The organism is Pseudomonas palmensis, from assembly GCF_049942755.1.
In the GTDB taxonomy this organism is placed as follows: Bacteria; Pseudomonadota; Gammaproteobacteria; order Pseudomonadales; family Pseudomonadaceae; genus Aquipseudomonas; species Aquipseudomonas palmensis.
In genome coordinates this window covers 317,121-341,321 of the sequence record NZ_CP187958.1, presented here as the reverse complement: position 1 = coordinate 341,321, position 24,201 = coordinate 317,121, and the positions used below count along the sequence as shown (strand labels likewise).

At 67.7% G+C, this 24,201-nt stretch carries 12 protein-coding genes; 6 read left to right on the top strand and 6 right to left on the bottom strand.

Annotated elements, in window-relative coordinates:
- Nucleotides 1–51: 51 nt before the first annotated feature.
- Nucleotides 52–336, bottom strand: coding sequence for a pyrimidine/purine nucleoside phosphorylase (locus tag ACPRTJ_RS01480; RefSeq protein WP_043862392.1), 285 nt, complete (start codon nt 334–336; stop codon nt 52–54).
- 70 nt (nt 337–406) lie between these two features.
- Nucleotides 407–958 (bottom strand): exonuclease domain-containing protein, encoded by a 552-nt coding sequence (locus ACPRTJ_RS01475; RefSeq protein WP_258662436.1) that lies wholly within the window; start codon nt 956–958, stop codon nt 407–409.
- Between the two features lie 189 nt (nt 959–1,147).
- On the opposite strand from ACPRTJ_RS01475, the gene ACPRTJ_RS01470 reads away from it, so the two are divergent.
- Together ACPRTJ_RS01470 and ACPRTJ_RS01465 are read left to right on the top strand one after the other, a co-directional pair.
- Nucleotides 1,148–1,846: a substrate-binding periplasmic protein gene (locus tag ACPRTJ_RS01470; protein ID WP_426429051.1), complete on the top strand. Its 699-nt coding sequence runs from the start codon at nt 1,148–1,150 to the stop codon at nt 1,844–1,846.
- Between the two features lie 122 nt (nt 1,847–1,968).
- The gene (locus tag ACPRTJ_RS01465) at nt 1,969–2,982 is read left to right on the top strand and encodes a GNAT family N-acetyltransferase (protein WP_274097162.1); all 1,014 of its coding nucleotides are present in this window, start codon (nt 1,969–1,971) and stop codon (nt 2,980–2,982) included.
- 145 nt (nt 2,983–3,127) lie between these two features.
- Here ACPRTJ_RS01465 and ACPRTJ_RS01460 read toward each other — a convergent pair whose 3' ends face one another.
- Nucleotides 3,128–3,667, bottom strand: a complete 540-nt coding sequence (locus tag ACPRTJ_RS01460; RefSeq protein WP_043862395.1) for an RNA polymerase factor sigma-70 — start codon at nt 3,665–3,667, stop codon at nt 3,128–3,130.
- Nucleotides 3,668–3,996: 329 nt separating this feature from the next.
- Here ACPRTJ_RS01460 and ACPRTJ_RS01455 point away from each other — a divergent pair, with 329 nt between their 5' ends.
- Both ACPRTJ_RS01455 and ACPRTJ_RS01450 read left to right on the top strand, forming a co-directional pair.
- Nucleotides 3,997–16,944, top strand: a complete 12,948-nt coding sequence (locus tag ACPRTJ_RS01455) for a non-ribosomal peptide synthetase (RefSeq protein WP_426427868.1) — start codon at nt 3,997–3,999, stop codon at nt 16,942–16,944.
- 160 nt (nt 16,945–17,104) lie between these two features.
- On the top strand, nt 17,105–18,478 hold the full coding sequence (locus ACPRTJ_RS01450; RefSeq protein WP_229590412.1) for a sodium:proton antiporter: 1,374 nt from the start codon (nt 17,105–17,107) through the stop codon (nt 18,476–18,478).
- 152 nt (nt 18,479–18,630) lie between these two features.
- Here the strand turns inward: ACPRTJ_RS01450 and dsbG are convergent, their stop codons facing one another.
- The 3 genes from dsbG to dsbD are packed head-to-tail and all read right to left on the bottom strand — an operon-like array spanning nt 18,631 to nt 21,946.
- Nucleotides 18,631–19,386 carry a thiol:disulfide interchange protein DsbG gene (gene dsbG / locus ACPRTJ_RS01445; protein ID WP_043862397.1) on the bottom strand — a complete coding sequence of 252 codons (756 nt, stop codon included), beginning with the start codon at nt 19,384–19,386 and terminating at the stop codon, nt 18,631–18,633.
- Nucleotides 19,383–20,228: a TlpA family protein disulfide reductase gene (locus tag ACPRTJ_RS01440; protein WP_043862398.1), complete on the bottom strand. Its 846-nt coding sequence runs from the start codon at nt 20,226–20,228 to the stop codon at nt 19,383–19,385. Before ACPRTJ_RS01440 ends, dsbG begins: the two co-directional genes overlap by 4 nt.
- Complete coding sequence (dsbD, locus tag ACPRTJ_RS01435) at nt 20,228–21,946, bottom strand: protein-disulfide reductase DsbD (protein WP_043862399.1); 1,719 nt, start codon at nt 21,944–21,946, stop codon at nt 20,228–20,230. Before dsbD ends, ACPRTJ_RS01440 begins: the two co-directional genes overlap by 1 nt.
- 175 nt (nt 21,947–22,121) lie before the next feature.
- Between dsbD and ACPRTJ_RS01430 the strand changes: the two genes are divergently transcribed.
- Nucleotides 22,122–22,805: a response regulator gene (locus tag ACPRTJ_RS01430; protein ID WP_043862400.1), complete on the top strand. Its 684-nt coding sequence runs from the start codon at nt 22,122–22,124 to the stop codon at nt 22,803–22,805.
- Nucleotides 22,802–24,133 carry an ATP-binding protein gene (locus tag ACPRTJ_RS01425; protein WP_104572908.1) on the top strand — a complete coding sequence of 444 codons (1,332 nt, stop codon included), beginning with the start codon at nt 22,802–22,804 and terminating at the stop codon, nt 24,131–24,133. The genes ACPRTJ_RS01430 and ACPRTJ_RS01425 overlap by 4 nt, the downstream gene beginning before the upstream one ends.
- The last annotated feature ends 68 nt before the right edge of the window (nt 24,134–24,201 follow it).

The following is a 24,201-nucleotide window of genomic DNA, read 5'->3' as shown; positions in this document are numbered from 1 at the left end:
CAACGACCGCAGTCCCCTGCAGGAGCCGGCCTTGCCGGCGAAGCCTTTGAATCAGTCGCGGTATTCGCACAGGTAGGCGGTATCGACCTTCACCTGCAGCTGGAACTTGCTGTCGGCCGGCACATTGAACTGGCTGCCGGCGGTAAAGGTTTCCCAGTTGTCGCTGCCCGGCAGCTTGACGATCAGGGCGCCGGACACCACGTGCATGATCTCGCGCTTGGCCGTACCGAACTCGTACTCGCCCGGGGCCATCACGCCGACAGTGGCCGGGCCTTCGGCGCTGGTGAAGGCGATCGACTTGACCGTGCCATCAAAGTACTCGTTGACCTTAAACATGGGCGACTCCTGAAAGGGGCAAAAAAGGGCTGGCCAGTATGCCCAAGCCTCCCGGTGGCGTCATCCGCTTTCAGGCGCCCTGGGCCGGCAGGCTCAGCGGCAGCAGGCGTGCGGTATTGCGCGCATCTTCCAGGGCGCGGTGCTGCTGCCCGACAAACTGCAGCCCGGCCAGGGCCAGCGCGCCCTTGAGCCCGGGCGGGCGTTTCAGGTGGCGGGCCTTGGCGAAGCGCTGCTTGAGGTTGAGGTGGCAGGCGTCGGCCAGCAGGCTGTGCACCTGGTGCACCTGCCATTCCTGCAGCAGCTGGCGGCGATCGTAGTCGCCCCAGCTGACCCAGCCCTGCAGGTGCGCCTGCTGATGCTGCAGCCAGCGCTCGAAGGCTTTCCACACCTCTGCAAACACCGCGGCCGAGTCGATATCGGCCTGGCTGATATGCGTCAGCTCCCGGCAAAAGGGCGTCAGCAGCGGGCGCCGCACGGGTTTGACGAAACGCTGGAAGTGGTCCACCTCGCGGCCTTCGCGGTTGACCAGGCTGGCGCCGATCTCGATGATTTCCATGTCTTCGATCGGCCAGCCACCCTCGTCGGTGGTAGCTTCCAGGTCGATCACCAACCAGTGGCCCATGGCAGGCTCCTTGACAGATACTCGCCTGAGCGTAGCCAATCTGTGGCCTGTGCGGTATCCCGTGGCCATTTGCCTGATGGTTCTGCCAGTTGTGCAAGCGTAGGAAAACGCCTAGTTTAGGCGCGAACCCGTAAAGAGTGTGTTGCCTTGAGTTCAGCGTCACTGCCACAGGTCGTGCTCTCCCTGTCGATGCTCGCGGTGGCGTGGCTGACCACACCGGCGTGTGCCCAGGAGCAGATCAGGATCGGCGCAGCGCACTTTCCGCCGTACACCGTCAATCCCGAACGCGATACCGGCAGCGGCCTGCTGGCGCAGTTGATCCAGGCCTTGAACGCGCTTCAGGACACCTACCATTTCACGCTGGTGCCCACCTCCATACCGCGACGCTTTCGCGACTTCAACGAGGGTCGCATCGACATGGCGATCTTCGAAAACCCTGACTGGGGCTGGAAAGGCATCGACTTCGTCAAGGTCGATCTCGGCCTCGAAGATGCCGAAGTCTTTGTCACGCACAATATCGAAGGCCGTGGCCAGGGCTACTTCGACAGCCTGCAGGGCAAGCGCCTGGCGTTGTACAGCGGCTATCACTACGCCTTCGCCGGTTTCAATGCCGACGCCAGGTACCTGCAGCAAACATTCGGCGCCACCCTGACCTATTCCCACGACAGCAACCTGATGATGGTGCAGCGCGACCGCGCCGACGTGGCCTTGGTGACCCGTTCGTACCTGTACGACTTTCTGGCGCGCCACGAGGATTACCGAGGCCAGTTCCTGGCCTCCGAGCGTACCGACCAGACCTATCACCATTACGCACTGCTGCGTCCCCAGGCACCGATCAGTGGCGAGGCCTTTGCCCGTCTGTTGCAGCAACTGCACGAGAACGGTTAGTTGCAGGACATCTTCGGGCCTTACCAGATCGGTGTCAGCGCGGCCCATTCGCCCTAAATTCGCCCACGGTTTTCACGTCAACAGCAGTGAGATTGTCTCTTCCACTTCGTGAGCCCAAGACCATGCCTTCCGATACCGCAACCTGCGCGTTGTCCCTGCCGCGCTGGCGCAGCCTCAGCGCCGATGAAACCGACTGCCACCTGAGCCTGGTGCTCGAAGACACGCCATTGGTGCGCCTGCGTCTGGAGCGCGGTGACGACCTCAACGTGCACCTTGAATACACCTGCCCCGAGCGCCCACAGCAGGCGTTGTGGGCCGCGTGCTACTGGCTGTTTTCCCGCGATCCGGGGTGTCAGCGCCTGTGCTGGCATCTGGCGCAGGTGCCCGAGGCGGCACTGGCCAGCGGCCTGCTGGTGGCCGACGAACAGGCGGGGCGCTACCGCTGCGAACGCACGCTGTTCTGGCAGTTGCCGCAACCGTGGTTGGGCGAATCGCTGTCGGGCGTGTACCCGCAGCAGATGCAGATCAGTGCCGGCAAGCGTCATCCGCGCCGTGCGCCCAAGCCGCGGGGGGAAGTGTATCGGCGCTTCGATGCGCGGCTGGGGGCCTGGATCTCGTTGCGGACCCTGGAAATCGACCACGACCTGGAGCGCTTCAACCGTTGGCAGAACAACCCGCGGGTGCTGAGCTTCTGGCAGGAGGGCGGCAGCCTCGAACAGCACCGCGACTACCTGAGCAAGCTTGAGGCCGACCCGCACACACTGACCCTGATCGGCTGCTTCGACGACCAGCCGTTTGCCTACTTCGAAGCCTACTGGGCCAAGGAGGACCGGATTGCACCGTTCTATGCGGCCGACGACTACGACCGCGGCATTCACATGCTGGTAGGGGAGCAGACGCACCGCGGGCCGCACAAGGTGGCCAGCTGGCTGTCGGCGCTGGTGCACTACCTGTTCCTGGACGACCCGCGCACCCAGCGCGTGGTGGCCGAGCCTCGGGCCGACAATGCCAAGATGATCGGGTACATGCACGACCAGTGCTTTCACTGCGAGAAGGAATTCGACTTCCCGCACAAGCGCGCGGCGCTGATGATCCTGGGACGCGAGCGCTTCTTCGAGCGCTGCAGGCTGGTATAGGCCGGCAACCGATCCTGTAGGCGCCGGCGTTGCCGGCGAACCAGCACAAGGCGCTCGTGCTGCCGGACACCCGGCATCTGGCCTGGAGGGAGGATCGCCGGCAACGCCGGCTCCTACAGGGCAGCAGCGGCGCAGGGTGGCCCCTTCAGGCCACCTCACCCCGCGCCAGCGACACCTTGCGGCAATGCACCAGCGCATCGCGAATCATGAAGTTCACCAGGGTCGGCGACACGCCCAGCTCCTTGGCGATGTCCTTCTGCGGCACGCCATGCAGGCGGTACATCTCGAACGCATAGCGGGTGCGCTGCGGCAGCTCGCTCAGCGCATCGGCAATGTGCTCAAGCGTCGCGAAATTGATGTGCGTGGCTTCGGGCGAGGCACCATGGATGACCACATTCAGACCTTCCTCTTCGCTGCCGGAATACTTCAGCTCCATCGCCTGCTTGCGGTAATGGTCGATGGCCAGGTTGCGCACGATCTGGAACAGGTAGCTCAACTGCGCCTTGAACGACGAGGTGATCTGCGGGGCTGCACTGAGCCGGAAGAAAGCGTCCTGCACGACATCCTCGGCGCGTGAGCGACACCCGGTGATCCGGGCGGCAATTTTCACCAGAATGCTGCGATTGTCGACGAACGCTTGGAGTAACGGTGAATCGCACTTACTTGTGGACAGTTGTTCCGCCATGGAAATTTCACCTTGTTCTCGAAGAGGGAAGCGAAGCACTCCGCGAGGAGATGCTTCCTACGACGTGCGACAAGCTATTCTTAATGATAATTATTGTCAAATGCGAAAAGTAATACTTCAAACTGTTTTTTGGTTCTAAGCACCACCCCGTGATCCGCTTCGAAAATCACCGGTCGCCGCGCCACAGTGGCGCCTAATTATTTCACCCGTTCATCCGTTCCCCTGTGTACATCCTCGGCCCCTGAAGGGCGTGTGCCGGTGCCCGAACACCCGGCTCCCTGCGCCCCGCGATGCCGATTTTCACGTACAGACACTGGCAGGAACTTTCCATGACGGACGCCTTCGAACTCCCGGTTACGCTGGTCCAGGCCCTCACCCAGCGTGCTGCGCTGACCCCTGAGCGGGTGGCCTTGCGCTTTCTCGCCGAAGACGCCCGCGACCAGGCCGTGCTCAGCTACCGTGACCTGCACCTGCGTGCATGCAGCATCGCCGCCGCATTGCAGGCGCGTGCGGTGCCGGGCGACCGCGCGATCCTGCTGTTCCCCAGTGGCCCGGACTACGTCGCCGCGTTCTTCGGCTGCCTGTATGCCGGGGTGATCGCCGTGCCGGCCTATCCGCCGGAATCCTCGCGCACCCACCACCAGGCCCGCCTGCTGTCGATCATCGAGGACGCCCAGCCGCGCCTGCTGCTGACCGTCGACAACCTGCACAACAGCCTGCTGGCCCTGGATGCACTCAAGGGCGAGGATGCGCCGCAGCTGCTCAGCGTCGATCACCTTGACGCCGGCCTGGGCGAGCAGTGGCAGGCCCCGTCGCTCAAGCCGGACGACATCGCCTTTCTGCAGTACACCTCCGGCTCCACCGCGCTGCCCAAGGGCGTGCAGGTCAGCCACGGCAACCTGGTGGCCAACGAAGTGCTGATCCGCCACGGCTTCGGCATCGACGTGAACCCCGACGACGTGATCGTCAGCTGGCTGCCGCTGTACCACGACATGGGCCTGATCGGCGGCCTGCTGCAACCGATCTTCAGCGGCGTGCCCTGCGTGCTGATGGCCCCGGCCTACTTCCTGGCGCGGCCGCAGCGCTGGCTGCAGGCGATCAGCGATTACCGCGGCACCATCAGCGGCGGGCCGGACTTCGCCTACCGCCTGTGCAACGAGCGCGTCAGCAGTGCGGCGCTGGCCAGCCTCGACCTGAGTTGCTGGCGCGTGGCCTATTCGGGCTCCGAGCCGATCCGCCAGGACAGCCTCGACAGCTTTGCCGACAAATTCGCCGCGTGCGGTTTCGTGCCCTCGAGTTTCTTCGCCAGCTACGGCCTGGCCGAAGCCACCCTGTTCGTCAGTGGCAGCGTGCGCGGCGGCGGTATCCCCGCGCTGGCGCTGGACAGCGCGGCACTGGCGCACAACCGCGCCGAAGCAGGCGAGGGCAGCGTGCAGATGAGCTGCGGCTTCAGCCAGCCGCTGCACGCGGTGCAGGTCGTCGAACCGCACACCCTGGCTGTGCTGGGCGACAACCAGGTGGGCGAGATCTGGGCCGCCGGCCCGAGCATCGCCCACGGTTACTGGCGCAACCCCGAGGCCAGCGCAAAGACCTTCGTCGAGCACGGCGGGCGCACCTGGCTGCGCACCGGCGACCTGGGCTTCATGCGTGACGGCGAACTGTTCGTCACCGGGCGCCTGAAGGACATGCTCATCGTGCGCGGGCACAACCTCTACCCGCAGGACCTGGAAAAGACCCTGGAGCGCGAGGTCGACGTGCTGCGCAAGGGCCGCGTGGCGGTGTTCGCCGTCGACGACCAGGGCAAGGAGGGTATCGGCATCGCGGTGGAGATCAGCCGCAACGTGCAGAAGGTCATCGAGCCGGCGAACCTGATCCGCACCCTGCGCCAGGTCATCGCCGATGCCTGCCAGCAGGCACCGGCGGTGGTGCTGCTGCTCAACCCCGGTGCGTTGCCCAAGACCTCCAGCGGCAAGTTGCAGCGTTCGGCCTGCCGCCTGCGCCTGCACGATGGCAGCCTGGACTGCTACGCCCGCTTCCCGGATGCCCAGGCGCCTGCCGCATGCCACGCCGCGCCGAGCGGCGACGGGTTGCAGGCGCTGATCGCGCGGCTGTGGTGCGAGCAACTGAACGTGGCCGAGGTGGGCGAAGACGATCACTTCTTCCTGCTCGGCGGCAACTCCATCGCCGCCACCCAGCTCACGGCGCGCCTGCGTGACGAGCTGGGGCTGGAACTGAGCCTGAGCCTGCTGTTCGAAGCGCCGACCCTGGCAGGCTTCACTGCCCAGGTGGCCCGCCTGCACATCGACGGCGGGGTGGCCCAGGGCGTCATCGCGCAATTGCCCCGCGAACAGGCGCTGCCGCAATCGCTGGCTCAGGCCCGGCTGTGGCTGCTGTGGCAACTGGAGCCTGGCAGTGCGGCCTACAACATCCCGGGTGGCCTGCGCCTGCGCGGCGAACTGGACGAGGCCGCGCTGCGCAGCAGCTTCCAGGCGCTGGTGGCCCGCCATGAAGCGCTGCGCACGGTGTTTGCCGACCACCACGGGCAACCGGTGCAGCGCGTGCTGGCGAACCTGGCGTTGCAGGTGCACAGCCTGGACCTGGGGCACGAAACCCCGGCCCGCGTTCAGCAGTTGCGCGAAGACGAGGCGCGCCAACCCTTCGACCTGGAGCGCGGGCCGCTGCTGCGGGTCACCCTGGTACGCCAGGACAACGAAACCCATCAGCTGTGGGTGACCCTGCACCACATCATCGCCGACGGTTGGTCGATGAACATTCTGCTGGACGAATTCGCGCGCCTGTATGCCGCCGCCTGCCAGGGCCAGCAGGCGCGACTGAATGCATTGCCGGTGCATTACGCCGACTATGCCAGCTGGCAGCGCCAGTGGCTGGCCCAGGGGGAAAGTACCCGCCAGCTCGCCTACTGGAAGGCCTTGCTCGGCGATGCGCAGCCGGTGCTCGACCTGCCCACCGATCACCCGCGCTCGGTGCAGCAGCGCAACAGCGCCACGCGCCTGAGCCTGCGTCTTGAGCCGGCGCTGGGCACTGCACTGCGCCAGGTGGCCCAGGCCCACGATGCCAGCCTGTTCATGCTGTTGCTGGCGGCCTGGCAAACCCTTCTGCACCGCTACAGCGGCCAGCGCGACATCCGTGTCGGCGTGCCCAATGCCAACCGCCCGCGCCTGGAAACCCAGGGCCTGGTCGGCTTCTTCATCAACCCCCAGGTGCTGCGTGCCGAGCTTGACCCGCGCCAGCCCTTCAGTGCCTTGCTGGCCCAGGTGCGCCAGCGCACCCTTGAAGCCCAGGCCAACCAGGACCTGCCGTTCGAGCAGTTGGTCGAAGCCTTCCCCGAGGCCCGCGAGCAGGGCCTGTTCCAGGTCATGTTCAACCACCAGCAGCGCGACCTCGGCGCCTTGCGCCGCCTGCCGGGGCTGTTGGCCGACGAACTGGCGTGGCACAGCCGCGAGGCCAAGTTCGACCTGCAACTGCACAGCGAAGAAGACCACCAGGGCCGCATCAGCCTTTCCTTCGACTATGCCGACGAGCTGTTCGACGCTGCCAGCATCGAGCGCCTGGCCGCGCAACTGGTCAGCCTGCTGCAGCAGGTGAGCAGCGCGCCGCAGCTGCCGCTGGCCGAGCTGAACCTGCTCGACGCCCCGGGCCGCGCCCAACTGCTCGACTGGGGCCAGGCCCCGGCAGCGGCCCCCGGCCAGTGGCTGGTGGAGCAACTCAACGAACAGGCGCGCAGCACCCCGCAGCGCACCGCGCTGGTATGGGCCGGCGGCAGCCTGGACTACGCGAGCCTGCACACCCAGGCCAACCGCCTGGCCCATTACCTGCGCGACAAGGGCGTGGGCCCGGACGTGTGCGTGGCGATTGCCGCCGAGCGTTCGCCGCAGCTGCTGGTGGGCCTGCTGGCGATTCTCAAGGCCGGTGGTGCCTACGTGCCGCTGGACGTCGACTACCCGGCCGAGCGCCTGGCCTACATGCTCGCCGACTGCGGCGCAAGCCTGCTGCTCAGCCACAGCGAGGTGCTCGAATGCCTGCCCCAGGTCGAGGGCGTGAGTACCATCGCCATGGACACCCTGCACCTGGACAACTGGCCCAGCCAGGCGCCGGGCCTGCACCTGCACGGTGACAACCTGGCCTACGTGATCTACACCTCCGGCTCCACCGGCCAGCCCAAGGGCGTGGGCAACACCCATGCGGCCCTGGCTGAGCGCCTGCACTGGATGCAGGCCACCTATGCGCTGGACGACCACGACGTGCTGCTGCAAAAAGCCCCGATCAGCTTCGACGTGTCGGTGTGGGAATGCTTCTGGCCGCTGGCCCAGGGCTGCACGCTGGTGCTGGCCGGCCCCGGCGAGCACCGTGACCCGCAGCGCATCGCCGAACTGGTGCAGCAGCATGGCGTGACCACGCTGCACTTCGTGCCGCCGCTGTTGCAGGTGTTCGTGCAGGAGCCCCTGGCGGCCGCCTGTATCAGCCTGCGCCTGGTGTTCTCCGGCGGCGAGGCGTTGCCGGCGGCGCTGCGCGACCGTGTGCTGCAGGTACTGCCGCACGTGGCACTGCACAACCGCTATGGGCCGACCGAAACCGCGATCAATGTCACCCACTGGCACTGCCGCCGTGAAGACGGCCTGCGCTCGCCCATCGGCCGGCCCCTGGCCAACGTGCAGTGCCAGGTGCTCGATGAGGAGCTGGCGCTTTCGCCTGTGGGGGTGCCCGGTGAGCTGTGCCTGGGCGGTGCGGGCCTGGCCCGTGGCTACCTGGGCCGGCCGGGCCTCACCGCCGAACGCTTCGTGCCCGGCGCCGACGGCCAGCGCCTGTACCGCAGCGGCGACCGTGCGCGCTGGCTGGCCGACCTGGGGGCACTGGAATACCTGGGCCGCATCGACCAGCAGGTCAAACTGCGCGGTTTTCGTGTAGAGCCCGAAGAGGTGCAGGCCTGCCTGCTGGCCCAGCCGGGCGTGGAGCAGGCCGTGGTGCTGGTACGCGACACGGCGGCCGGCCCGCAACTGGTCGGCTACTACACCCACGCGCACGACTGCGGCGAAGCATTGCTGAGCGCACTGGCGGCGCAATTGCCGCCCTACATGGTGCCCGCGCAACTGGTGCACCTGGCGCAGATGCCGCTGGGCCCCAGCGGCAAGCTCGACCGCAAGGCGCTGCCCGAGCCGAGCTGGCAGCAGCGCGTGCATGTTGCCCCGGTCACGCCGCTGCAACAGCAGATCGCCGCCATCTGGTGTGATGTGCTGGGCCTGGCGCGGGTCGGCCTGGACGATGACTTCTTCGCCCTCGGCGGGCACTCGCTGCTGGCCACCCAGATCATCGCCCGCACGCGCCAGGCCTGCGACGTCGAACTGCCACTGCGCACCCTGTTCGAAGCCAGCGCGCTGGGCGCCTTCGCCGCGCGCATCGAGGCCCTGCAACTGGCCGGGCAGCACAACCTGCAAGGCGAAATAACGCGCATCGACCGCAGCCAGCCGGTGCCGCTGTCGTACTCGCAGCAGCGCATGTGGTTCCTCTGGCAGATGGAGCCGGACAGCCCGGCCTACAACGTCGGCGGCATGGCACGCCTGCGCGGGGTGCTGGACGTCAGCCGCTTCGAACAGGCCCTGCAGGCGCTGATCGTGCGCCACGAGACCTTGCGCACCACCTTCCCGAGCATCGATGGCGTACCGTACCAGGCCGTTTCGCCCGACACCGGGCTGGTGATGAACTGGCTGGATTTTTCGGCCCACGACCAGGTGCAGCGCCAGCAGCGCCTGCAGGCCCTGGCCGACGAGCAGGCGCACCAGCCGTTCGACCTGGAGACCGGCCCGCTGCTGCGTGCCTGCCTGGTCAAGGCCGGCGAGCAGGAGCACTACTTCGTGCTCACCCTGCACCACATCGTCACCGAAGGCTGGGCCATGGACATCTTTGCCCGCGAGCTGGGCGAGCTGTACGAAGCGTTTCTGGACGACCGCGATTCGCCGCTCGAACCGCTGCCGGTGCAGTACCTGGACTACAGCGTGTGGCAGCGCCAGTGGCTGGAGGCCGGCGAGCGCCAGCGCCAGCTGGACTACTGGCGCGCACAGCTGGGCGATGAACACCCGGTGCTGGAATTGCCCGCCGATCGTCCGCGCCCGGCGGTGCAGAGCCACCGCGGCGAGCTGTACCGCTTCGACCTGAGCGATGAGCTGGCCGCCAGGGTGCGCGCCTTCAATGCCGAGCATGGCCTGACCCTGTTCATGACCATGACCGCCACCCTGGCGCTGCTGCTGTACCGCTACAGCGGGCAGACCGACCTGCGCATCGGCGCACCGGTGGCCAACCGCATCCGCCCGGAAAGCGAGGGGCTGATCGGCGCCTTCCTCAACACCCAGGTGCTGCGTTGCCAGCTGGACGGACAGATGCGCGTGGCCGACCTGATCGAGCAGGTGCGCCAGACCGTGATCGACGGCCAGTCGCACCAGGACCTGCCGTTCGACCACCTGGTCGAAGCCTTGCAGCCACCGCGCAGCGCCGCCTACAACCCGCTGTTCCAGGTGATGTGCAACGTGCAGCGCTGGGAATTCCAGCAGAGCCGCCAACTGGCCGGCATGCAGGTGGAGTACCTGGTCAACGACGCCCGGGCGACCAAGTTCGACCTCAACCTGGAAGTCACCGACCTCGACCGTCGCCTGGGCTGCTGCCTGACCTACAGTTGCGACCTGTTCGACGCGCCGCGCATCGCGCGCATGGCGGCGCACTGGCAGCGGTTGCTCGACGCCTTGCTGGCCGACCCGCAGCAACGCCTGTGCGAACTGCCGCTGCTGGGCCAGGGCGAGCGCCAGGCCCTGTTCGACAACCTGGCCGGCGACCCCGCAGCGCCGGGCCTGAACCGCACCGTGCATGACCTGTTCAGTGCACAGGCCCAGCGCACCCCGGATGCACTGGCACTGACCTTTGCCGGCGAACACCTGAGCTACGCCCAGCTCGATGCCCGGGCCAACCGCCTGGCGCGGATGCTGCGCGAACGTGGCGTGGGCCCGCAGGTGCGGGTGGGCCTGGCGCTGGAGCGTTCGGCGCAGCTGGTGATCGGCCTGCTGGCGATCCTCAAGGCCGGCGGCGCCTACGTGCCGCTGGACCCGGAATACCCCCTCGAACGCCTGCAGTACATGATCCAGGACAGCGGCATCGGCCTGCTGCTGGGCCAGCGCGCGCTGTTCGACAGGCTGGGCGAGCTGCCGCCCGGCGTGGCCCGCTGGTGCCTGGACGACGACGCGGCGGCGCTGCACGGCTACAGCGCCGAGGCCTTGCCGTCACTCAGCCTGCCGGGCCATCAGGCCTACCTGATCTACACCTCCGGCTCCACCGGCAAGCCCAAGGGCGTGGTGGTCAGCCATGGCGAGATCGCCATGCACTGCCTGGCGGTGATCGAGGCGTTCGGCATGCGCAGCGACGACTGCGAGCTGCACTTCTATTCGATCAACTTCGACGCGGCCACCGAGCGCCTGCTGGTGCCATTGCTCAGCGGCGCACGGGTGGTGCTGCGCGCCCAGGGGCAGTGGGGCGCCGAGGAAATCTGCACGCTGATCCGCCAGCAGCAGGTCAGCGTGCTGGGCTTCACGCCGAGCTACGGCAGCCAGCTGGCGCAATGGCTGGCCAGCCGCGACGAACAGCTGCCGGTGCGCCTGTGCATCACCGGCGGCGAAGCCCTGACCGGCGAGCACCTGCAACGCATTCGCGAGGCGTTCAAGCCGGCGCAGTTCTTCAATGCCTACGGCCCCACCGAAACCGTGGTGATGCCGCTGGCCTGCCTGGCACCACCGGCCCTTGAAGCGGGCGTCGGCAGCGTGCCGATCGGCCGGGTGATCGGCGCCCGCGTGGCGTACATCCTCGATGCCGACCTGGCGCTGCTGCCGCAGGGCGCCATTGGCGAGCTGTACATCGGTGGCGCAGGCCTGGCCCAGGGCTACCATGATCGACCTGGGCTGAGCGCCGAACGCTTCGTCGCCGACCCGTTCAGCCAGCGGGGCGGGCGCCTGTACCGCACCGGCGACCTGGTGCGCCAGCGCGCCGACGGGCTGGTGGAGTACATGGGGCGTATCGACCATCAGGTGAAGATCCGCGGCTTCCGTATCGAGCTGGGTGAAATCGAAAGCCGCCTGCTGGAACATGCCGACGTGCGCGAGGCCGTGGTGCTGGCGCTGGACATGCCCGGCGGCAAGCAACTGGCTGCCTACCTGGTGTGCGAGCAGGCACAGGCCGGCGCCGAACAGCAGGCGGCGCTGCGCGACAGCCTCAAGGCGCAACTGCGGGTGAACCTGCCCGACTACATGGTGCCCGCCCACCTGGTGCTGCTGGATCAGATGCCGCTGACCGGCAACGGCAAGCTCGACCGTCACGCGTTGCCGCTGCCGGACAGGGAGCAGGGCGAGCACTACGAGGCGCCACGCAGCGAGGTGGAGCAGCAACTGGCCGCGATCTGGCGCGATGTGCTCAACGTCGAGCGCGTGGGCCTGCAGGACAACTTCTTCGAACTGGGCGGCGACTCGATCCTGTCGATCCAGGTGGTCAGCCGCGCCCGCCAGCTGGGCCTGCACTTCAGCGCCCGCGACCTGTTCCAGCAGCAGACCGTGCAGACCCTGGCCACGGTGGTCAGCCGCAGCCAGGCCACGTTGATCGAACAGGGCCCGCTCAGCGGCGCCGCAGCACTCACGCCGATCCAGCACTGGTTCTTCGACAGCGACGTGGTGCAACCGCAGCACTGGAACCAGGCCGTGCTGCTGGCGCCTGCCGAACGCCTGGCCGGCGCCGCGCTGGAACAGGCCCTGCAGGCGCTGGTGGCGCATCACGATGCACTGCGCCTGCGCTTTTGCGAGGGCCGCGCCAGCTACGCCCCGGCCGATACGCGCGCACTGCTGTGGCAGGCCTCGGTGGCCGATCTGCAGGATTGCCAGGCCCTGTACAGCGATGTGCAGCGCAGCCTCGACCTCGCCGACGGCCCGCTGCTGCGTGCGCTGCTGGTGGAGGACGGGCAGGGCGCCCAGCGCCTGCTGCTGGCGATCCATCACCTGGTGGTGGATGGCGTGTCGTGGCGCATGCTGCTCGAAGACCTGCAGGCGCTGTACCGTGGCCAGCCGCTGGCGGCCAAGACCTGCGCGATGAGCCACTGGGCCGCACGCCTGGCCACCTATGCCGGCAGCGACTCGCTGCGTGACGAGCAGCACTGGTGGCAGGCGCAGCTCAGTGCCGCCACCCGCGAGCTGCCGTGCGACCACCCCCAGGGTGCCAACCTGCACCGCCAGGCGCACACCGTCAGCGTGCAACTGAGCCAGGGGCAGACGCGCCAGTTGCTGCAGCAGGCCCCCGCGGCCTACCGCACCCAGGTCAACGACCTGTTGCTGACCGCGCTGGCCCGGGTGCTGTGCCGCTGGAGCGGCGATACCTCGGTGCTGGTGCAGCTCGAAGGGCATGGCCGCGAAACCCTGTTCGACGAGATCGACCTGAGCCGCAGCGTCGGCTGGTTCACCAGCGCCTACCCGCTGCGCCTGAGCCCGCTGAACATCGAGGAGGCCGCCGGGCAGGCGGCCTCGATCAAGGCGATCAAGGAGCAACTGCGCAGCGTGCCGCACAAGGGCCTGGGGTATGGGGTACTGCGCTACCTGGCCGATGACGCCACCCGCGAAGCCATGGCCGCGCTGCCCCAGGCGCGCATCACCTTCAACTACCTGGGCCAGTTCGACCAGCAGTTCGGCAGTGCGGCGCTGTATCAGCCGGTGGACGAACCCGCGGGCCTGGCCCACGACCTCGACGCACCGCTGCCCAACTGGCTGAGCGTCGACGGCCAGGTGTACGGCGGCCAGTTGCAGCTGCGCTGGACCTTCAGCCGCGAGCGCTTCGACACCCAGACCATCGAAGAGCTGGCCCGCGCCTACCTCGGCGAGCTGGCGAGCCTGATCGTCCATTGCCTGGATGACGCCAACGGCAGCTTCACGCCGTCGGACTTCCCGCTGGCGCGCCTGACCCAGGCACAGATCGACAGCCTGCCGGTGCCCGCCGCGCAGATCGAGGACGTGTACCCGCTGACCCCGATGCAGGAGGGCATGCTGCTGCACACCCTGCTCGAACCGGGCACCGGCATCTACTACATGCAGGACCGCTACCGCATCAACAGCGAGATCGACCCGCAGCGCTTCGCCCAGGCCTGGCAGGCGGTGGTGGCGCGGCACGAAGCCCTGCGCGCCTCGTTCTGCTGGAATGCCGGCGAAGGCATGCTGCAGATCATTCACAAGCCCGGCACCACGCCTATCGACTATCAGGACTGGAGCGCCGACCCGCAGGCCGATCACGAAGCACGCCTGCAGGCCCTGCACAAGCAGGAGCGCGAGGCCGGTTTCGAGCTGTTGCAGCAGGCGCCGTTCCACCTGCGCCTGATCCGCGTGGGCCAGGCGCAGTACTGGTTCATGATGAGCAACCACCACATCCTCATCGATGCCTGGTGCCGCTCGCTGCTGATGAACGACTTCTTCGAGCTCTACCTGGCCCTGGGCGAGGGCCGTGAGGCGCAGCTGGCGACGCCGCCGCGCTACCGCGACTACATCGGCTGGCTGCAGCACCAGAGCCTGGACGAGGCGCGCCAGTGGTGGCGGCAGAACCTGCAGGGCTTCGAGCGCACCACCTACCTTCCAAGCGACCGCCCGCTGCTGCGCGAGCACGCGGGCGATCACGGCGGCATGCAGGTGGGCGACTGCTACACGCGCCTGGCGGTGGAGGACGGGGTACGCCTGCGCGAGCTGGCCCAGGCCCATCAGCTGACCGTCAACACCTTCGCCCAGGCGGCCTGGGCGCTGGTGCTCAGCCGCTTCAGCGGCGAGCGTGACGTGGTGTTCGGCGTGACCGTGGCCGGGCGCCCGGTCAGCCTGCCGCAGATGCAGCACACCGTGGGCCTGTTCATCAACAGCATCGCACTGCGTGTCACCCTGCCGGCCCCCGGCGAGCGGTGTTCGGTGCGCCAGTGGCTGCAGGGCCTGCTGGAACGCAACATGGAGGTGCGCGAGTACGAGTACCTGCCGCTGGTCAACATCCAGGAATGCAGCGAACTGCCCAAGGGCCAGCCGCTGTTCGACAGCCTGTTCGTGTTCGAGAACGCCCCGGTCGAAGTGGCGGTGCTGGACCGCGCCCAGAGCCTGAATGCAACCTCCGACTCGGGCCGCACCCACACCAACTTCCCGCTCACGGCGGTGTGCTACCCCGGCGACGACCTGGGCCTGCACCTGTCGTTCGACCAGCGCTACTTCGACCGCGCCACAGTCGAACGCCTGCTGGGCGAATTCAAGCGCCTGCTGCTGGCGCTGATGGAGGGCTTGCACGGCGATGTGGCGCAGCTGGCAATGCTGGGCGAGCAGGAACAGCGCTTCCTGCTGCAGGACTGCAACCGCAGCGAGCATGCCTATCCGCTGCAGCAGAGCTACGCGGCGTTGTTCGAGGCGAGGGTGGCGGCGCATCCCGAGCGGGTGGTCGCACGCTGCCTCGAACAGCAGTGCAGCTACGCCGAGCTGAACTGCCAGGCCAACCGCCTCGGGCATGCCCTGGTGGCGGCCGGGGTGCAGGTCGACCAGCCGGTGGCACTGCTGGCCGAGCGCGGGCTGGCGCTGCTGGGCATGATCGTCGGCAGCTTCAAGGCCGGCGCCGGCTACCTGCCGCTGGACCCGGGCCTGCCCGGCGCGCGTCTGCAACGCATCGTCGAGCTCAGCCGCACCCCGGTGATCGTCTGCACCCGGGCCTGCCTGGCCCAGGCACAGGCCCTGCTCGACGAACTGGGGTGTGCCGGGCGGCCGCGCCTGCTGGTGTGGGAGGACATTCAGGCCGGCGACGGCAGCGAAGCCAACCCGGGCATCTACAGCGCGCCGGACAACCTCGCCTACGTGATCTACACCTCCGGCTCCACCGGCCTGCCCAAGGGCGTGATGGTCGAGCAGCGCGGCATGCTCAACAACCAGCTGAGCAAGGTGCCGTACCTGCAACTGGGCGAGGCGGACGTGATCGCGCAGACCGCCTCGCAAAGTTTCGATATCTCGGTGTGGCAGTTCCTTGCCGCGCCGCTGTTCGGCGCGCAGGTGGCGATCGTGCCCAATGCCATCGCGCACGATCCGCAAGGGCTGCTGGAGCATGTGCAGGCCGCCGGCATCACGGTGCTCGAAAGCGTGCCGTCGCTGATCCAGGGCATGCTGGGCAACGAGCGCCAGCACCTGAGCGGCCTGCGCTGGATGCTGCCCACCGGCGAGGCGATGCCGCCGGAACTGGCCTGGCAGTGGCTGGAGCGCTACCCGCAGGTCGGCCTGGTGAATGCCTACGGCCCGGCCGAGTGCTCCGATGACGTGGCGTTCTTCCGCGTCGATGCGGCCTCCACCCAGGGCAGCTACCTGCCGATCGGCACGCCGACCGACAACAACCGCCTGTACCTGTTCGGTGAAGATCACGAGCTGGTGCCGCTGGGCGCGGTGGGCGAGCTGTGCGTGGCCGGCACCGGGGTAGGGCGCGGCTACGTGGGCGACCCGCTGCGCACGGCCCAGGCGTTCATCCCGCACCCGTTCGGCGCCCCGGGCGAGCGCCTGTACCGCACCGGCGACCTGGCACGCCGGCGTGCCGACGGGGTGCTGGAGTACGTGGGGCGCATCGATCACCAGGTGAAGATTCGCGGCTACCGCATCGAACTGGGCGAAATCGAGGCACGCCTGCATGAACAGGTCCAGGTGCGTGACGCGGCGGTGGGCGTGCAGGAGGGTGCAAACGGCAAGCACCTGGTCGGCTACCTGGTGGCGGCCGACAGCCGTGCCGACACGGCGCCATTGCTGGAACAGGTTCGCCAGCGCCTGCGCGCCGAACTGCCGGAGTACATGGTGCCGCTGCACTGGGCGTGGCTGGCCGAGTTGCCGCGCAACGCCAACGGCAAGCTCGACCGCAAGGCGCTGCCGGCCATCGAGTTCGGCCAGCAGCACTGCCAGGCCTATCTGGCGCCGCGCAGTGAACTGGAGCAGCAACTGGCTGACATCTGGGCCGATGTGCTCAAGGTCGAGCGGGTGGGGGTGCGCGACAACTTCTTCGAGTTGGGCGGGCATTCGCTGCTGGCCACCCAGATTGCTTCGCGGGTGCAGAAGGTGCTGCAACTGAACGTGCCGCTGCGGGCCATGTTCGAATGCAGCAGCGTGGAGGAACTGGCGATCTATGTGGAGGGCCTCGAGGCCACCGTGCTGAGCGACGACAAGGTCGACCGGCTGAGTAACCTGATGGCTTCGCTGGAGGCGTTGTAGGCAGCCGAGCGGGGCATTTTGGTTTAGCATCCATGCTTCGCTCATGCGCGCCAGCCTTCGGGCTGGCGCGCTGCTGTTCATCTGCACACGGTCGGTATCGATGCGCCTTTTCCCTGCTTTGTTTCGTGGTTGTTCCTGTCTGTCGCTGCTGGCGGCCCTCTTGTTGCTGTGCCTGCCGGGCATCGCCAGCGCCGCCGAGGTCGATGGCGCGCGCATGGGCCTGCTGTGGGGCGTGCCGTTTGCCGGCATCCTGCTGAGCATCGCCTTGCTGCCCATCGTGGCCGCACCGCTGTGGCATCACCATTTCGGCAAGATCACCCTGGGCTGGACGCTGCTGTTCGCGCTGCCGTTCTGCTTTGCCTTCGGCTGGCACGCCAGCCTGGGGCTGGGCGTGCACGTACTGCTGGCCGAGTACCTGCCGTTCATCATCCTGCTGTTTGCGCTGTTCACCATTTCGGGCGGGATCGTGGTGGAGGGCAACCTGCATGGCTCGCCGTGGCTCAACACGCGGTTGCTGGCGCTGGGGGCGGTGCTGGCCTCGGTGATGGGCACCACGGGGGCGGCGATGCTGCTGATCCGCCCGCTGCTGCGTGCCAACGACAACCGCAAGCACACCGCGCACGTGGTGGTGTTCTTCATCTTTCTGGTGGCCAACGTCGGCGGCGGCCTGACCCCGTTGGGCGACCCGCCGTTGTTCCTGGGTTTTCTCAAGGGTGTGAGCTTTGCCTGGACCCTGCAGCACATGGCCTTGCCGGTGGTGTTGCTGGCGGTGCCGTTGCTGGGCGTGTTCTACCTGATCGACCGCTACTACTATCGCCGCGAAAACGAAATGCTGGCCGAAGACCCGACGCCGGATGCGCCGTTGCGCCTGCTGGGCAAGCGCAACTTCCTGCTGTTGGCGGGCGTGGTGCTGGCGGTATTGATGTCGGGCCTCTGGAAACCGGGGATTGGCGTCGAGCTGATGGGCACTCGGGTCGAGGTGCAGAACCTGTTGCGTGACGGCCTGCTGGTGGTACTGGCCTTGCTGTCGTTGTGGTTCACCCCGCGCGGCCTGCGGGTTGCCAACGAGTTCGACTGGGGGCCGATCGTCGAGGTGGCCAAGTTGTTCGCGGGCATCTTTCTCACCATTGCCCCGGTGATTGCGATATTGCGGGCCGGCAGTGACGGCCAGTTGGCGTGGTTGGTGGCGAGCGTGAGTGGTGCGCAGGGCGAGCCGATCGACAGCATGTACTTCTGGTTGAGCGGGACCTTGTCGAGCTTCCTGGACAATGCGCCGACCTATTTGTTGTTCTTCAACATGGCGGCTGGGGATGCGCAGGTGTTGATGGAGCGCATGCCGCAGACCTTGCTGGCGATCTCCATGGGTTCGGTGTTCATGGGGGCGATGACCTACATTGGCAACGCGCCGAACTTCATGGTCAAGGCGATAGCCGAGCAGCGCGGGGTGAAGATGCCGAGCTTCTTCGGGTACATGGCGTGGTCGTGTGCGGTGCTGTTGCCGTTGCTGGTGGTGTTGACGCTGGTGATGCTGTAGCGCCACCCCAACCCCCAAAGGCCATGATGGCCCTACTGCGATCTTCGGCCGAACAAACAAGGCTGACAACACCGATCCTGCAGGCCATGGCCTGTGGGATTTGCATCGCCAGCCCTGGTGCCCGGCTTCAGATTTTTGTCGTCCCAACAACCTCAACGCTTGCCCAGTATCTTCCCCAACATCTCTGGCCGCGGCGCACCCTGCTGGGTCTGCAGCTGCCCCTTGTCATCCAGGTAGAAGATCGCCGGCGTAGCCGACAATCCCAGCTCCTCCATCAGCGCCAGGTTCGCATCCAGCTTGGCCTGCACCTGCGCCGGAATCTTCGCCAGCGGCTTGAGGGTGCTGGCCTTGCCCGCGCTTTCATGGGCCTGCAAGGCCTTCTGCGGGTCGGCGCTGGCCAGCAACGCGGCCGACTTGGCCGGGCTGTCGGCGCGGATGATGCCGACCATGATGTGGCGCAATTGCACCTTGCCCGAGTCCACCCACGGCCGTGCCTGCTGCCAGAACATGTTGCAGTACGGGCAGTTGGGGTCGCTGAACAGGTACACCACCCGCGGTGCATCGGCCTTGCCATCGGCAATCCACGCGGTCTTGTCGAGCTTGGCCCACACCTGCTTGGCCATGGGTGCATACACCAGCTTCTCCAGCGGCGCCTCGCTCAGGTCCTGGCCCTGTTCGTCGAACAGGCTGCCAACCAGCACGTGCTTGCCGTCCGGGGTCAGGTACAGGGCCACGCCACGGTTCTGGAACTGCGCGGCATAGCCTTTCAGGCCATTGGGCGCATCGAAGCTGCCGGTGACCTTGGCGCCCTTGGCCTCGATCTGCTGCACGGCCTTGGGCAATTCTTCGGCGACGGCCAGTTGGGTGGCGAACATGCCCAGGGCGAGGGTAATGGCGGAAACTTTCATGGTGTCGTCCTTGCTGGAACGGTGGGAGCGAGCGCGGTATCGCGGTCGAAGGATTCGAGGGCATGGCGCAGGCTGGCACGGGACAGCTCCCCCAGGTGGCTGCCCACCAGGCGCCCCTCGGCGTCGTAGAACAGGGTGGTGGGCAGCGCCATGGAGCCGACCTGCTGGGCCAGCTGGCCACCGGTATCGAACAGTACATGGGACAGGTTCAGGCCGGTGGTGGCCAGGAAGTTGGTGACGATCTGCGGGGTTTCGCCCTGGTTGACGAACAGGAAGGTCACGTCCGGATAATCATGCTGGGCCTGTTGCAGCACCGGCATCTCGCGCCGGCACGGCGGGCACCAGGTGGCCCACAGGTTGATCACCAACGGCCGGCCGCGGTGGCTGTGCAGCGCCACCGAATGGCCCTGGGCATCGCGCAGGGCCAGGTCCGGCAGTTGCGTGCCCTGTTCGTAGAGGTGGCTGGCCCAGCTGGCCAGCAACCAGAACAGCGCGCCGCTGAACAGGCCCCAGCCCAGTGGCCGGCGCAGGCTCGCCTGGCGCCAGGCGTACCAGGCCGCCCCCAGCAGCACCGCCACCAGGCCGGCCCAGGGCAAAAAGCCGCCATCGCGGATGTCGATGATCTGCACCGGGTCTTCGGCATACATCGACCAGTAGCGCGCCACGAACCCCAGCCGGGCGCACAGCAGGCCGAGCAGGAACAGGCGAAACAGTGCGGCCTCGGGGTTGTCGCCGCCGCGCCTGGCCACCCGCCAGCCCACCAGCGTGGCCAGGCCCAGGGCGCAGAGCAGCAGCAGGTGGTCGAGGGCGATGGTCAGGGGGCCCAGGTTAACGGTCAGCATCAGCCTTGGCTCCGGGTGGCGGTCCAGTGTTGCAGGAAGGTGGCGGCGTTGACTTCACCGGTGATGCGCCTGGCCCGGCGCTCGTCACCCTCGGGGCCGATCCACAGCATGCTCGGCGGGCCGGGCACCTGGTAGCGCTGCAGCAACTGCTGGCTGGCCGGGGCATCGGCGGTCACGTCCAGGCGTACCAGGCGCACGCCTTCCAGCGCGGCGAGCACTTCGGGGCGGGCGAACACCTGTTTTTCCATGACCTTGCACGACACGCACCAGTCGGCGTAGTAATCCAGGAACACCCACTGCCCCTGGGCCTTGGCGGCGTCCAGCTGCGCCTGCAGCTCGGCCGGGGTGCGCACCGTGGTGAAGGCGTCGGCGTGGGGCGCAGCCACGGCATTGCCGGTGCCACCGGCATAGGGTTGCAGGGGCTGCAGCAGGTTGCTCGCGCCACCGGCCGCGCCCACCACCAGCAAGGCGCCCCACAGGCCCGCCAGCAGCACGGCCGGTTGCAGGGCGCGCAGGGTGTGGACCGCGGGCCAGGCGCCCCAGGCCAGCGCGATCAGCCAGGCCCCGCACAGGCCCAGCCACAGCGCAGGGTCGAGCACCGCGCGCAGGGTGTACAGCGCCATGCCCAGGAACACGAAGCCGAACACCGCCTTGACCCGGTTCATCCAGGCCCCCGGACGTGGCAGGTAGCGGTTGCCCACGGTCACCAGCAGCAACAGCGGCAGGCCCATGCCCAGCCCCAGGCTGAACAGCACCAGCGCGCCATGCACGGCATTGCCGCTCTGCGCGATGTACAGCAGCGCGCCGGCCAGCGGGGCGGTCATGCACGGCCCCATCAGCAGGCCCGACAAGGCCCCCAGCAGTACCGCGCCATACAGATTGCCGCCACGGGTGTTGCGGCCTGCGCGCTCCAGGCGGTCGCGCACGAAGGTGGGCAGTTGCAGCTCGAAGGCGCCGAACATCGGCAGGGCCAGCAGCACGAACAGCGCGGCCAGGCTGCCCAGCAGCCAAGGCTGCTGCAGCCATGCCTGCAGGCTGGCGCCAAGCAGTGCGGCAACCACGCCCAGGGCGGCATACACCAGCGCCATGCTCAGCACGTAGGCGCCTGCCAGCACCAGCCCGCGGCGGGTGCTGGCGCCGTTGCCCATCACCAGCCCGGCCAGGATCGGCAGCATCGGCAACGAACAGGGGGTAAAGGCCAGCAGCAGTCCCAGGCCGAAGAAGGCCAGCAGGCTCCAGGCCAGCGGGTGTTCGCCGAGGCTGCCGGCCAGGGCCTGGTCGCTGGCCTGCTCGGCGCCTGCGGCCTGCCCGCCCAGGTCGACCGGGCTGGTTTGGGGCGGGTAGCACAGCCCCGCGTCGGCACAGCCCTGCCAGCCCATGCGCAACTGGCCGGTGGCGTTGGCCGGTATCAGCAGCTCGAGTTCGCCGCGGTACACCTGGGTTTCGCCGAAGTACTCGTCGCTGTGGGGCAGGGCCGGCGGCAGTGGTGGTACCGCCTCGGGGGCCAGGCCATCGAACTTCAGACGCTTCTGGTACAGGTAGTAGCCGTCGCTGATCTGCCAGTGTAGGCGCATCTGCCCCGAGGGCAGGCGCTCGCTGCTGAACACGAAGGCCTTTTCCACGGGCAGGAATTCGCTCTGGGCAAAAGGGTTGTTGAAGGGCTGGGCCTGGCTCAGCGAACTGAACAGCCACAGCAGGGCTAGCAGAAATACGCGCATGTCGACGCCTTGGCAGTGCGATAAGCCCGCAAGACTGACCGGCATGGATTAACCCAGGGTTAACCGATGGGCAGCCGTCGCCTCGCAGGCGACGTGAGCGCCTGGGCGCGGCATAATCCCCGGTTAATCCGCCTGTGGCCCACTGGGCCTTTCTGCCAACGACCGAGCCCGCCCCATGCACGTACTGCTCTGTGAAGACGATGACCTGATCGCCAGCGGCATCATTGCCGGCCTGAGTGCCCAGGGCCTGACCGTCGACCGCGTGGCCAGCGCCAGTGCGGCGCGGGCGATGCTGCAGGCCGCGCATTTCGACGTGATGGTGCTGGACCTGGGGCTGCCCGACGAAGACGGCCTCAAGCTGCTGCAACGCCTGCGCCAGCAGGGCCACAGCCTGCCGGTGCTGATCCTGACCGCGCGCGATGCGGTCACCGACCGGGTCGACGGGCTGCAGGCCGGCGCCGACGACTACCTGCTCAAACCCTTCGATCTGCGCGAGCTGGCCGCGCGCCTGCACACCCTGCTGCGCCGCGTGGCCGGGCGCTGTGTCAACGTCATCGAACACGGCCCGCTGAGCTTCGACCCCTCCAGCTGCGAAGCGCACCTGGCCGGTCAGCCGGTGGACCTGTCGCGCCGCGAACAGGCGCTGCTCCAGGCCCTGCTGCAGAACCGCGGCCGGGTGTTGTCCAGCGAGCAGCTCAAGGACAGCGTCTACGGCTTTGGCGACGAGGTCGAAAGCAATGCCCTGAACGTGCACATCCATCACCTGCGCCGCAAGCTGGGCAACGGCATCGTCGAGACCGTGCGCGGCCTGGGTTATCGCCTGGGGCCGGCCCAGGTGCCGCAGGCGTTGCAACGATGAGCCTGCGCCTGCGCCTGAGCCTGATTCTGGGCACTGCCTTCATCCTGATCTGGGCCCTGGCCGCGACGTGGATGCTGTGCGACCTGCGCCAGCAGATGATGTTCTCCCTCGACCAGCGCCTGGTGGCTTCGGCGCGCATGGTCGCCGGCCTGATCGACCAGTTGCCGCAGCCGCTGACCAGCAAGGGCGAGGGCACGCGCCTGAGCACCGACCAGTTCAGCATCCCCGATGGCATGGCCTGCCAGGTCAGCTCGCTGCGCGGCGAGATCCTGGCGCGCAGCCACAACCATGCCGACCAGACCCTCGACGACCAGCGCAGCGGCTTTCACGACCAGATGATCGATGGCGCACTGTGGCGCAGCTTCACCTATGCACGCGGCGATGTGCGCATCACCACTGCCGACCGGCACCTGGAGCGCGAGGCGCTGAACCGCTCGATCCTGCTGGCGGCCTCGGCCCCTGTGCTGGTGGCGTTGCTGGGTAGCCTCGGGCTGCTGTGGCTGGGGGTGGGCAAGGGCCTGGCGCCGCTCAACCGCATGCGCGACGCACTGCGCAGGCGCAGCCCCGATTCGCTGGAGCCGTTGCAGGTGCGTGCCCTGCCCAGCGAATTGCAGCCGTTGCTCGAAACCCAGAACCAGCTGTTCCAGCGCATCGGCCAGACCATCGAGCGCGAACGGCGCCTGACCGGCGATGCCGCGCATGAGCTGCGCAGCCCGCTGACGGCGATCAAGACCCACCTGCAAGTGGCCCGCATGACCGATGGCAAGGTGCGCGAGCAGGCCCTGGAGCATGCCGAGCAGGGCGCCGATCGCCTGCACCGTACCCTGGAGCAACTGCTGTTGCTGGCGCGGGTGGAAGGCAGTCTGTCGTTCGATGATGGCGTGCAGTACAGCGCCGAGCAGATCGCCCGCCAGGCCATCCAGGATGCGGGCCTGGGCGACAATCGGCGCATCGTGCTGCAGGCTGCGGCGCCGGCGGGCCAGGTGTTTCCCGACATGCCCGCGGCGCTGGCGGTGGCGGCCTTGCGCAACCTGCTGGACAACGCCCTGCGCCACAGCGCCGCCGATGCGCCGGTGGAGCTGCATGTTCAGGTCGAGGCGAACACCGTGGGCTTTCTGGTGCGCGACCATGGGCCGGGCATCGATGCACAGAACCTGCAGCATGTGACCCAGCGTTTCTGGCGCAATGGCCATAGCGAAGGCTGTGGCCTGGGCCTGGCGATCGTGCAGGCGATCGTGCAGCGCTGCGCCTGCTCGCTGACGTTCGACAGCCACGCCGACGGCTTGCGCGTGTTGCTGCAGATGCCGTTGCGTGCACATCAAATGTAACCCCGCCGGCCTCGTCAGGCGCCGGTCGCCCCCGTAAGGTGTGGACCGCACAGCACCAGGGAACACTC